At 69.4% G+C, this 10,967-nt stretch carries 11 protein-coding genes, 1 tRNA gene and 1 other RNA gene; 4 read left to right on the top strand and 9 right to left on the bottom strand.

What is annotated here, in order from left to right:
* Nucleotides 1-500: DNA polymerase III subunit gamma/tau (dnaX, locus tag ACOJUF_RS21045; RefSeq protein ID WP_420123769.1), on the bottom strand; the 500-nt coding region annotated here is incomplete at its 3' end.
* Nucleotides 501-638: 138 nt separating this feature from the next.
* Complete coding sequence (locus ACOJUF_RS21040; RefSeq protein ID WP_420123768.1) at nt 639-2,006, bottom strand: PLP-dependent aminotransferase family protein; 1,368 nt, start codon at nt 2,004-2,006, stop codon at nt 639-641.
* A 68-nt stretch (nt 2,007-2,074) separates the two neighbouring features.
* On the opposite strand from ACOJUF_RS21040, the gene ACOJUF_RS21035 reads away from it, so the two are divergent.
* Nucleotides 2,075-2,797 (top strand): pyridoxamine 5'-phosphate oxidase family protein, encoded by a 723-nt coding sequence (locus tag ACOJUF_RS21035; RefSeq protein WP_420123767.1) that lies wholly within the window; start codon nt 2,075-2,077, stop codon nt 2,795-2,797.
* An 85-nt stretch (nt 2,798-2,882) separates the two neighbouring features.
* Here ACOJUF_RS21035 and ffs read toward each other — a convergent pair.
* Nucleotides 2,883-2,975, bottom strand: an RNA gene (ffs, locus tag ACOJUF_RS21030) — signal recognition particle sRNA small type.
* Nucleotides 2,976-3,191: 216 nt separating this feature from the next.
* Here ffs and ACOJUF_RS21025 point away from each other — a divergent pair.
* From ACOJUF_RS21025 to ACOJUF_RS21015, 3 genes are all read left to right on the top strand, one after another.
* Complete coding sequence (locus ACOJUF_RS21025) at nt 3,192-3,380, top strand: hypothetical protein (RefSeq protein WP_420123766.1); 189 nt, start codon at nt 3,192-3,194, stop codon at nt 3,378-3,380.
* A gap of 144 nt (nt 3,381-3,524) precedes the next feature.
* A complete protein-coding gene (locus tag ACOJUF_RS21020) occupies nt 3,525-4,028 on the top strand; it encodes a DedA family protein (RefSeq protein WP_420123765.1) in 504 nt (167 codons plus the stop codon).
* A 119-nt stretch (nt 4,029-4,147) separates the two neighbouring features.
* A tRNA-Ser gene (locus ACOJUF_RS21015) sits at nt 4,148-4,235 on the top strand.
* 62 nt (nt 4,236-4,297) lie between these two features.
* Here the strand turns inward: ACOJUF_RS21015 and ACOJUF_RS21010 are convergent.
* From ACOJUF_RS21010 to ACOJUF_RS20985, 6 genes are all read right to left on the bottom strand, one after another.
* Nucleotides 4,298-5,524, bottom strand: coding sequence for a tyrosine-type recombinase/integrase (locus ACOJUF_RS21010; RefSeq protein WP_420123764.1), 1,227 nt, complete (start codon nt 5,522-5,524; stop codon nt 4,298-4,300).
* Nucleotide 5,525: 1 nt separating this feature from the next.
* A complete protein-coding gene (locus ACOJUF_RS21005; protein ID WP_420123763.1) occupies nt 5,526-5,771 on the bottom strand; it encodes an excisionase family DNA-binding protein in 246 nt (81 codons plus the stop codon).
* 16 nt (nt 5,772-5,787) lie between these two features.
* Nucleotides 5,788-6,969 (bottom strand): M15 family metallopeptidase, encoded by a 1,182-nt coding sequence (locus tag ACOJUF_RS21000; RefSeq protein WP_420123762.1) that lies wholly within the window; start codon nt 6,967-6,969, stop codon nt 5,788-5,790.
* Nucleotides 6,966-7,472 carry a hypothetical protein gene (locus ACOJUF_RS20995; RefSeq protein ID WP_420123761.1) on the bottom strand — a complete coding sequence of 169 codons (507 nt, stop codon included), beginning with the start codon at nt 7,470-7,472 and terminating at the stop codon, nt 6,966-6,968. Before ACOJUF_RS20995 ends, ACOJUF_RS21000 begins: the two co-directional genes overlap by 4 nt.
* A gap of 231 nt (nt 7,473-7,703) precedes the next feature.
* Nucleotides 7,704-8,594 carry a hypothetical protein gene (locus ACOJUF_RS20990; RefSeq protein WP_420123760.1) on the bottom strand — a complete coding sequence of 297 codons (891 nt, stop codon included), beginning with the start codon at nt 8,592-8,594 and terminating at the stop codon, nt 7,704-7,706.
* 1,277 nt (nt 8,595-9,871) lie between these two features.
* Nucleotides 9,872-10,822 (bottom strand): hypothetical protein, encoded by a 951-nt coding sequence (locus tag ACOJUF_RS20985; RefSeq protein ID WP_420123759.1) that lies wholly within the window; start codon nt 10,820-10,822, stop codon nt 9,872-9,874.
* Nucleotides 10,823-10,967: the final 145 nt, after the last annotated feature.

Here is a 10,967-nt window from a genome sequence, read left to right as displayed (position 1 = left end):
ATCGTCGTGAGCACCTTGTCCGGCTCGGTGGTCGCGAAGATGAATACCAGGTGCTCGGGCGGCTCCTCGACGATCTTGAGCAGGGCGTTGAAGCCCTGCGTGGTGACCATGTGGGCCTCGTCGATGATGAATACCCGGTACCGGGACTCGGCGGGCATGTAGAACGCGCGGTCGCGCAGGTCGCGGGTGTCGTCCACGCCGCCGTGGCTGGCCGCGTCGAGCTCGACCACGTCCAGCGAACCGGGGCCCTCGGGGGCCAGCGCGATGCAGGACGGGCACTCGCCGCACGGCTCGGGCGTCGGCCCGTGCACGCAGTTCAGCGAGCGGGCCAGGATCCGGGCCGAGGACGTCTTGCCGCAGCCCCGGGGGCCGGAGAACAGGTACGCGTGGTTGACCCGGCCGGCGGCCAGCGCGGTCCGCAGCGGATCGGTGACGTGCTCCTGCCCGACCACCTCGGCGAAGGTCGCCGGACGGTACTTGCGATACAGAGCCAGAGCCACGTCAGCGAGGCTACGGCAGCGGTCCGACACCGCCGTGCCCGCCGACCGTGATCCGCCGCGGGGCGGTCCGGCCGCCCGTTCCGGCCGGTATCGGGCGGCCCGGACGGGCCTCGCGGTGACGGTCCGGACGGCCGGTGGTCACAGCAGGTCGGCCAGCACCGTCAGCGCGGCGGTGAGCTCGGCCGGCTCGGGCCCGGCATAGCCGAGGACCAGGCCCTGCCGGGCCGGTGCGGGGCCGGTCAGGTGGTGCCGGGCCAGCCCGTCCAGGTCCAGACCCCGGACCGCGGCGGCGGTGATCCCCGCCCGCTCGTCGGGGCCCTCGACCACCACGTGCGCACCGGCCGCGTCGCCGAGCGGCACCCGGCCGGCGGCGCGGACCGTCGCCACCACCGCGGACCGGCGGGCGGCGAGCTCACGCCGCAGCCGCCGCAGGTGCCGCGCCAGATCGCCGTGGGCGGCCAGCGCGGTGAACACCCGTTGCCCGGCGGCGGCCGGCCGGATGCGGGTGGCGTCGCGGCGCTCGACCAGTCCGGCGCGCACCGCCGGCGGCGCCACCAGCCAGCCACAGCCGAGACCCGGGGTCAGCATCTTCGACGCCGTGCCCAGATGAACGACGACATCGGGGCCCAGCGCGGCCAGCAGCGGCAGCGGGGCGACGTCGTACCGGAGCTCGCCGTCGTAATCGTCCTCGATGATCAGCAGCCCGTCCGCCCGGGCCCGTTCGACCAGCTGCACGCGCCGGGCCGCGGTCAGCCGGGACCCCATCGGGTACTGGTGGGCGGGTGTGACGACCACCGCGCCGACCCCGTCCGGGATCTCCGCCACCACCAGCCCGTCGGCGTCGACCGGCACGCCGACCAGCGCGTGGCCGGCCGCGCGCAGGGCCGCGGCCCCGCCGGCGTAGCCGGGGTTCTCCACGGCGATCACCGACCCCGCCGGGAGCAGGGCCGCGATCTCGCTCAGGGCGGCGGTGCTGCCGGCCGTGGCCAGCACGAGCGCGGGGTCGCACGGCAGGCCGCGGTGGCGCAGCAGGTGCTCGACGACGGCGGCCCGGAAGGCAGGCAGGCCTTCGGCATCGGCGGCCCGCTCGACCGGGGCATCGGCCGCCACCCGCCAGGCCCGTCGCCACACCGAGGGGTCCAGCGCGCTCAGGCAGGGCATGCCGGCCCGCAGGGTCGGCGCCGGGGGGCCGGCGTGCCGTCGCCCGGTCGCCGGACGGGAGCCGGGCGCCGAGCGCGCCGCGGTGGGCGACGATCCGGGGACACCGACGACGAACGTCCCGCTGCCGGCCCGACCGGCCAGCCAGCCCTCGGCCAGCAGCTGGTCGTACGCGGCGGCGCAGACGGTGCGGCTGAGCCCGAGGTCGGCGGCCAGGGCGCGGGTCGACGGCAGCCGGTCCCCGGGTCGGAGGGCACCGGTCACGGCGGCCGAGCGGATCCCGTCGGCCAGCTGGGTCCGCAGGGGGCGGCCGGCGGAGCCGTCGAGCGGCAGCGGCGGCAGGTCCACAAGTGGCCTTTCCAGATGGAAGGAAAGTGGCCCTCGTAGGATGCCACTTCGACGGTCAGAGTGGACCCATGAGCCAGGATCCCTCCGCGTCCCCAGCCGTCGAAACCGCCGGATCGGCCGCGCCGGTGCACCCGCCGGGCTTCGCGCCGGCCCCGCTCTCGCCCACGCCGCGCAGCACCGTGCGGCGCGGGGCGCGGCGGGCCCGATCGGACCGGGCGGAGCTGTATGCCGTGCTCGACGAGGGTCGCGTCTGCCACCTCGGCGTCGTCCGGGACGGCGCCCCGGTCGTGCTGCCCACCGCGTACGGGCGCCTCGGCGACACTCTCTACCTGCACGGTTCCACCGGCGCCCGGTCCCTGCGCGCGGCCGCGGCCGGCGAACCGGTCGGCGTGACGGTCACCCTGCTGGACGGGGTGGTCCACGCCCGGTCGGTGTTCCACTTCTCGATGAACTACCGCAGCGCGGTGGTGCACGGTACGGCGCGGGAGGTCGTCGATCCGGCCGAGCGGCTGGCCGGCCTGCGGGCGATCGTCGAGCAGGTCGCCCCCGGCGCGTGGGACCACGCCCGGGGCCCGACCCGCAAGGAGCTGGCCGCCACGACGGTGCTGGCGCTGGAGCTGGCCGAGGCCAGCCTGAAGGTGCGGACCGGACCACCGGTCGACGACGAGGCCGACGTGCGGGATGCGCCCGGCCGCTGGGCCGGCGTGGTCCCGCTCCGGACGGTGGCCGGCCGGCCCGAGCCGTGCCCGCTGGTGCCGGAGGGCGTCGCGGGGCCCGCGCACCTGCGGTGAGGGCAGCCGGGCGGTCGCGCGGGCGGGTTGGGTCGGTGGGGTGGCCGGCCGGGCAGGGTGGCGCGGGCGATCCGGACCCGGAAAGGAAAGGGGACCCCCGCACCCGCCAGAGCTCACGGACCCTTGCTGCCTTCCGGCCCTGGGGGGGTTGATGAGATGGACGCCGCGGGGGTCCGGCGACCAGTCTAGAGGGTCCCGCGCGGTGGTCGCGACGACACGGTTCCGTCGGGCGCCGACCGGCCCGCCGGTTGCTCCCCGAACCGGTGCCCCGGTGTCTGATGAAGCACACCCACTCGACTCGTCCATGTGGTCTTACCACAGGTAGAATCGATTCAGAAGGCCGGTTGACGGCCTTCGGAGATCGACAGAGCCTTCGAGACCGTTGGAGATGACGATGAGCATTCATCCGCTGCAGACCCTGCGCCGCCACCACGAGGAGCGCGTCAGCACCCGGACCTTCGAGCAGGAGATCGCCAGCTACCGCAGCGAGGCCGACCGCCACGACCTGGAGGCCCTGCTCGCCCGCTACAGCGACGACGAGACCGCGGAGATCCGCGAGATCATGGCCGCGCACGCCGCCTGAACACCCGGCCCGGCGCCCGCACCCGCGCGAGGTAAGGGTGGGCTTGGCTGAGCCCGTAACCTGGCGGGTGGCAGCGGACGCGGCGAACGGGAGAAACACCGGTGACGACGATGACGCGCGGGCGTCGATCCGGCGGGTGAGCCCGTGCCCTCCTGGTTCGACGGACTGCCCTTCGGTATCACGGTCGCCGCGCTCTTCGTGATCGTGTTCCTGCGCGCCCAGGGGACGTACTGGATCGGCCGGGGCGTCGTCGCCGGCGCCCTGCGGACCCGGTTCGCCGACCGGCTCACCGGCCCGCGAACCACCCGCGCGATCGCCCTGCTCAACCGGTACGGCCCGCCGGTGGTCACCGTGTCGTTCCTCACCGTCGGCTTCCAGACCGTCGCCAACGCGGCGGCCGGCCTGATCCGCATGCCCTGGGTGCGCTACACGATCGCGATGGTGATCGGCTGCGTCATGTGGGCGGTGATCTACGCGACGATCGGCTTCGCCGCCCTGGACGCCGCCATGGCGCTGGCCGCCCACTCCCCCTGGCTGCTCGCGGCCGTCCTGCTGGCGCTGGTCGCCGCCGCGGCGGCGGTGGTCCTGATCCGCCGCCGGCGGCGCCCGGCGGCCCCCGACCTGGCCGAGGACACCCGAGCCGGCTGAGCGGGCCGCCCCCGCCGGACCGGCGTCCACGGGCCCGGTTCGGTGCCCTGCTCGGCGCCCGGCCCCATGTCCGATTCTGACTCCGGGCGCCGGACCGATACACTCTCCCGGCGACATCAGGAGGATTCGCCTAGTGGCCTATGGCGCACGCTTGGAAAGCGTGTTGGGTTAACGCCCTCGGGGGTTCGAATCCCCCATCCTCCGCCAGCCTGACCAGGGCAAACGCTGCACCTAGGGCAACTGGCCCGGCCTCTGGACCGGCCGTAGTCTCAGTTGCCACGTGGACCGGTCCGGTCGTCGGACCACAGCAGGCCGTCGACCTGGTTGGCCACCTGTCGCCTGATCGGATCCGTGACGTGCTGATAACAGGCCGCCATCGCAGTACTCGACCAGCCCATGATCCCCATCACGGTGCGCTCCGGGACACCCAGGACCAGGAGCACGGTGGCCGCCGTGTGCCGAGCGTCATGCAGACGACCATCGCGAACGCCGGCCTCCCTGAGCAGCGCCTTCCAGCGGTGATAGTCCGAGCTCGGGTTCAACGGAGCGCCGACCCGGGACGTGAAGACCCAATCGCCGTCCTGCCAGAGCTGGCGGGCCGCTTCTTGCCAGCTCTTCTGCTCGTCGCGATGCTCGCGCAACAGGTCGCCCAGCGCCGCAGGGAGGCCGACCGTCCGTCGGCCGGCATCGGACTTGGTGTCCCCCGCTGCTCGGTTGGACTGGATCCGCTGCGGGCACCGACCCGCCGTCTTGCCACAGGCTCCGCCGCAACCGTGGCCATAGGTCGGCCGGTGTCGAGTGGCCCTGATCCGCAGAAAGCCGGCGTCCAGGTCAACGTCGGACCAGGTCAGACCGAGCACTTCCCCTTGGCGCAGTCCCAGCGCCAGGGCGATCGCCCACCGGACACCGTTTGGATGCCCGCGGGCGGTCCGCATGATCGCCCGCACCTCATCGACGGTGTACGGCTGGACGGGGTCCAACTGAACGCGCGGAGGCCGGGCGAGGGCCGCTACGTTGCGGGCGACGTGGCCGCGCCGGTGGGCTTCACCCAGCGCGGTCCGGATCGTCCGGTGAACCTGATGGGCGCGACCCGGACGGCCGCCATCAGCGACGATCTTGCGATAGAGCCGTTCCAGATGCTCGGGTTCGAGCCGGTCCAGGCGGTGCTTGCCGATCTCCGGGATAAGGTGCCGGCGCACCGCGACCTGGTAGGCCGAGTAGCTGGTTGCGCGCAAGTTCGGCCGGGCGATGTTCTCCAGCCAGTGGTCCAACCAGGCGGCGACGGTCCATCGCTGACCCGGACGCCGAACCTGACCCTGGTCCCGTGCTCGTTCCAGGTCACGGACTTTTTGGACCACCACACCCTTGGTCTTGCCCATGACGTGCCGACGGTCGATGGAACCGTCGTCGCGGTAGCCCACGGTGACCCGACCGTGCCAGAAGCCGTCGCCTCCCTGATAGACCGAGGACGCCCGGTTCGGGTTCCGGCTGGTCATGTCACGTGACCTGGGACGACCGGGCTTCGTCGCGGAGCCGGCGGACGTGCTCGCCCAGGCATTCGGCGGGGATGCGACGCAGCCGGCCCAAGCGCACCGACTCGATCGCCCCGGACATGACCAGCCGGTACATCAACGATCGACCGATGCCCAGCTGCTTGGCGGCTTCCTCGATCCTCAGCAGCAGCTTGGGCGACATGTCCTCCTTCGCCGTGATCGTCGTGGCCGGAGCCTCGATCGCTTCCATCACAGTTCCTCCTTTCCTACGAGATGGCCCCGTACTCCCAGTGCCATGGTTCGGGTTTGGACCCGCCGGGCTGGGCCCAGTCGGGGTGGTTCCAGCCGTATCGGCCGGCGTTGGTGGTGAGCCAGTCGAAGGCCGGCCCGGTTCCGGTGTTGATGCCGCAACAGCCGCCGATATCGACGGCCTTGCCCCAGCCGTGGTTGGAGGTGCCCGGGTTGGCGCACAGGGTGCCCTTCTCCAACCGGCACTGGACCTGCTCGTCGTAGGAGCGGTAGCCGTCAGTGATGCCGATGTCCTGCCCGAACTGGGCTTTGAATGCGGTGTTGAGCTGGTCGAACGCGGTCGCGGCGCCGCATTCGAGTTGCAGGGCCGGCCTGGACGGGACCAGGCACAAGGCGGTCGCGGGGATGCGCCCGTTCTGGTAACCGCCCCAAGCCGCTGGCCCCGTCGCGGCGTTCGCGGCCGTCGGTCCGCAGGACGTGTCGGCCGCGGCGACCTGGGCGACGACGGCGGTGGCACCGCCGGTAGTGGTCGCTGGCGATCCGACGTTCAGCGCGGCAACGATGGCGGTGGCCTGTTGGTAGCTATCCCGGTAGATCCCGCCGTCGCTGGACGGCGAGCCCTGCACCTTCTGGGCGACGGTCCACGGCGAGACGGTCTGCCAGTTGGCGACCGTGACCATCCGGTCGAGGAATTTGGCGGTGGCGGTGGCCGGGTTGATCAGCTGGTCGGGGCTGCCCCAGCCGGTCATCGGCCGCTGCTGGAACAGACCGATGCTGTCGAGGTTGTTGCCGACCTTGTCGTGCGGATAGCCGAGGGATTGGCGGGCGACGGCCCGTTCAGCATCGTTGAGTTGCCGGCCTTCGGCGGACCCGACGAGGGTGCTAGTGCCGTCGTTGGCGTAGTTGTACAGGCTGGATTCGGCCAGGGAAGCGGCGACCGCGATGGCCGCGCCGGTGGGGCCGAGGCCGCGGCCGAGGGCAACGCCGAGGATGGTCTTGGCGTTGGCTTCCTGCGCTGGGTCGAGGCCGGGGGCGGTGCCCGCGACGGCGGCGGGCGGGCAGTCGCCAGTGCCGGTGGTGGTCCGGCCGACGGTGTTGATGGTGGCGCCGCGGGCGCCGGCCATGGTGCAGCCGGTGAGCAGGACGCCGGCCAGGCCGAGCAACAGCCCCGTCCAGCGGCGACCCAGTCGCGAAGTCATGGCGATTCCGCGGTGACTGTGACGACGCGCCAGCCGGCGTCGGTGTAGATGACGGTCAACGCAAGTGAGCCGGCGGTCGTCGCGACACCGGTGCTGGCCAACCCGGGTTGGAATGCGCGCATCGCCGGCTCGGTGATGCGTCCGCCACCGGGCAGGACGTCCCGGTTCAGGGTGGGCAGCTGCTTGGCCAGGGTGGCGTCGGCCCAGCGGCTGACCTGGTCTTGCCAGGCCTGATCAGAGCCGCCCGCGTACCAGGCGTCGACGAACCGGGCCGTCACATCCAGGGCCGCAGACTGATCGTTCTCAGGCACGTACCCGGACGCGGCTCCCTCGATGGTGGTGGTGACCGGGACCCCGATCACGACCGGAGTGGTCGACGACCGGGTCACCGGATCCGGGGGCGGCTGGTCGGACGGGGTGTAGCCGTACTCCCGGTACAGGCAGGCGTCCCGGTCCGGGCCCTTGGCCCACAGCGCGACGCACTCGTCCGGGTTGGTCGGCACCGCGGTCGGCCTGGTTGTCCCAGTGGTCGCCGCTGCGATGCCCGGCCTGTCGGATATGCCGGCCGGACCTGCGGCGGTGCTGCCGCCCGAGTCGAGGATGCTCTTGGTGAGCAGCGCCAGGGCCAGGGCGGCGATTCAAGAGTGCCGATCGCCGCAACTCGGCGGGCAGTATCCGGCGGCCCGTCACGCGATCAAAGTCTGGATGTGCTATCGCTGAGACGACCCTTGCAGCTAGAAACCTTCTCCGATTCGCGTCGGGCACGAAGGGATCGGGGACGACCCAGCCTCCGCAACGCCGTCCACAGGTGCACCAAGATTCAACCTTGGATTCGCCAAAACAATTGAAACTGTAGGAATTCTGTAGACTACACAATCCGCAATATTGAGGTAGGAAGTAACTTCACCTGATTGCGCCAGAATTCTTACCAAGTTATAGACGGTGCCATCATTAGGGGCGGCATACACAGCGCTCGGATTCAGGGCCGAGGACACAATTAACGGGTCCTCGCTCTCGGGCCCCGCCCACCGTGCGTATGCCACAACAGTCTTCGCGCCAAATAGGCTTTGCAGCCGCGTCACATAATAATCAGCATTTCCCGTGGTACTAATCTGGTCCGCATCTGAAAGCCCCTCACGCTTCAGTACATCTGGGCCCTCCATCAAAATCCAGGCAGCAGCGAACACAGCTGTGAAGGCGAAAATAGCAACACTGACGTATCTGAAATAGCGTCGCCCTTTGAAGCCTTCGGCCTTAGGGGTGCCATGCGGTCGGAACCGTTGCGAGATAATGAGCACCAACAGCGTAATTCCAAGCAGCAGCAGGCCGGGCCCGATTGCATAAGTAGCACGCTGAAGTATCTCCAAGTAATCCACTCCAGCTTCTTGCACGGTCAAACCGAAGTAGCCGTAGAATCCCGTGAGATACGACGCTCCCAGTGACCAGCCCACGAAGGCCAGTACCGCGATCACCGCAAAGCCCGAGGGGAAAGCCCATCTCAAGGTCTCGCGCGCTGGGGCAAGATCAATTCTTCCGAAACCAACCTCCGCGCTCTCCGGCCGCTCGCTCTTGACAGTCGGCTGGTCCGGCCCACTCATGTCTCGGACCGCCGGCTTCCCCTTCACGCTAGAGCCTCCTCGGCAGGACCAGAATGACCTAGCCAACCACACCCGAGCGAGGATTGCACCACCCATGACTATTAAGGCGACCGCTGGTCGACAACCAGGACGCCCATCAGATTCTCTAGATTCCAAGACCCGCTGCCCCCTTTAAATCCTTCAACAAGACAGACTTGAAACTCGCCGAAGCCAAATTCAGACCCCAAATATCGCACGAATACGAAAAGGGAAGCTGCGCCGTCTCACCATCTATTCCTTGCGGCAAAAGCCGAACCACACAATGGAGTCGGGCGCGAAACGCATTCTACCGGGCCAGACGAAAGGTATTGCGCACCAACGCGCCTTCCAAGAGAAGCAAAAGGTCGCGGTCGCCAGGTCTTCATCGCGTCCTCGAGTTGCAGCCAGCTCCTTGTTCGCACGAGCCAATCGAGATTCGGCAGTTGAGTTTATTTGCCGCGCGTAGGTCGCCGGCGGCAACTCCGCGTCGGGCATATTGTCCATACACTTGTCCAGCTGGATCGATAGCCGGGTTGGCCGTGTTCCAATCTGCTCGGCGTAGATTGTCGCGTATGTCTGAATATACACGAAACTCAGACATGCTGATACCTCGTTGTGGCATGACGACGGACTCTAGTGAGTCCGGTCGGTTGCCGTTCGGCCGGGCTTCCCCATCCGTCGTCTCTCATCGCCGTTTCGAGCCGGGACGCCCGCTCACATGCTGACCAGTGTTTGTGGACAGCGTCAAGCAAGGTGGCCGCGTTGGTCGCCTTGTCTCCTTCTCGTGATCGAGGCCAGGGACGTTCGAACCGGGCAGTCAAGCTGGCCGTGCGCAGGTCACCGTGCGGGGCCGGCCGTAGCCATCGTCTCCGTACACTCTGCGATAGTCGGCATGGTGCCGACGCTGAACACGAGAATGACACGACAGCGGGCCGGGTGAAGCTGATTCTGGTAGCGTTTCGTGGCCCAACGGTCCAGGGAGAGGCATCCGAAAGGCAGCTCCGGCATCGGCGCCCGTCGTCTTGGCGCCCATCGATGATGCCCGACGCGGTCGGTAGATCGAGGCTATCGTCCGCCCGGGACGAGTGGTCCGCCGCCCCGTAAGCCGATCCCTTACCGAGACACCCGGGCACACACCGACTTGTGCAGGTTGGATTCCCCGCCACCGTCCTTTGGCTCTATCAACTCGAACTGGTCCCCCCAGGGCGAAGCAGACTCAGGCTGTCACGGCCAGTACCGGCTGAGAATAGAACCGATGATTCTCGAAAGTTCATATTCCTCCCGATTTATCGCCGAAGAACGACCTGTCTTCGCGAGTGCAGTTGGGCAAAGACCCATAACCACTCGGCTTCGATCTGCTGGGTTCTCGTCATCTCGATCAGTTCGTATGCTGCGAACCGCCAGGCTGGCCCATGGAGATTGTCCACGCATATGTTCACCGCCTCCGAGATCCGCCCAGCCGCGGCCAGCGCTTCGGCCACCTGAGCCAGCGCCTGCACTCTCGAGTGGACGTCGGTAAGCGATTCGGCGACTCGCTCCGCCTCCGCGGCGACCCGCTGCGCCTCCGAGATGCGTCCAGCCGCAGCCAGCGCTTTGGATACCTGGGCCGACGCTCGCACCCCCGAGAAGTCGTGGGAGATCGATCTGGCGAGCCGCTCCGCCTCCGCGGCGACCCGCTCCGCTTCCCCGGCATGCCCGGCCCCGGCCAACGCCCCGGCCAACTGGGCCAGCGCCTGCGCCCTCAAGTAGTTGTAGGGGATTGACCTAGCGACCCGCTCCGCCTCCGGAACCCGCCCAGCCGCAGCCAGCGCGTCGGCCACCTGAGCAAGCGCCTGTGCTCTCCAGGAGTCGTCGGTGATTGACCAGGCGACCCGCTCTGCCTCCGAAGCCCGCCCAGCACCAGCCAGCGCCTCGGTTACCTTGGCCAACGTCAGTGCCCTGGACGAATCGTTGGTGATCGATCCGGCGACTCGCTCCGCCTCTGCAGCGACCCGCCGCGCCGCCGCAACCCGCCCAGCCCCAGCCAGCGCCGCAGATACCCGGGCCAGCGCCTGCGCCCTCCAGTAGTTGTCGGGGATTGCCCCGGCGACCCGCTCCGCCTCTGCAACTCGCCCAACCCCAGCCAGCGCTTCGGCCACCTGAGCCAACACCACCGCTCTCCAGGAGTCGTCGGTGAACGACCCGGCGACCCGCTCTGCCTCCGAAACCCAACCAGCACCAGCCAACACCCCGGCCACCTGAGTGAATCCCCCCGGCTTGTCCGGAGACTGTCTCAAACGGTGAGCCCGGCGGGGTGCTGGGCTTGGTGGTGAGCGTAGAACGCGTCCTCGAGTTCAGCCGGTGGGATGTCGCCGCAGTACTCGTGCAGGCGCCGGTGGTTGT

Source organism: Nakamurella sp. (genome assembly GCF_048594475.1).
Classification (GTDB): Bacteria; Actinomycetota; Actinomycetes; order Mycobacteriales; family Nakamurellaceae; genus Nakamurella.
Note: the sequence above shows the minus strand (reverse complement) of the source record. Positions and strands in the feature narration are given on the sequence as shown.

Excerpts from the sequence above, each read along its gene's own strand:
- ACOJUF_RS21025 (WP_420123766.1), top strand. The coding sequence starts at position 3,192 with ATGAGCATTCATCCGCTGCAGACCCTGCGCCGCCACCACGAGGAGCGC.
- ACOJUF_RS21000 (WP_420123762.1), bottom strand. The coding sequence starts at position 6,969 with ATGACTTCGCGACTGGGTCGCCGCTGGACGGGGCTGTTGCTCGGCCTG.
- ACOJUF_RS21010 (WP_420123764.1), bottom strand. The coding sequence starts at position 5,524 with ATGACCAGCCGGAACCCGAACCGGGCGTCCTCGGTCTATCAGGGAGGC.
- ACOJUF_RS21005 (WP_420123763.1), bottom strand. The coding sequence starts at position 5,771 with ATGGAAGCGATCGAGGCTCCGGCCACGACGATCACGGCGAAGGAGGAC.
- ACOJUF_RS21035 (WP_420123767.1), top strand. The coding sequence starts at position 2,075 with ATGAGCCAGGATCCCTCCGCGTCCCCAGCCGTCGAAACCGCCGGATCG.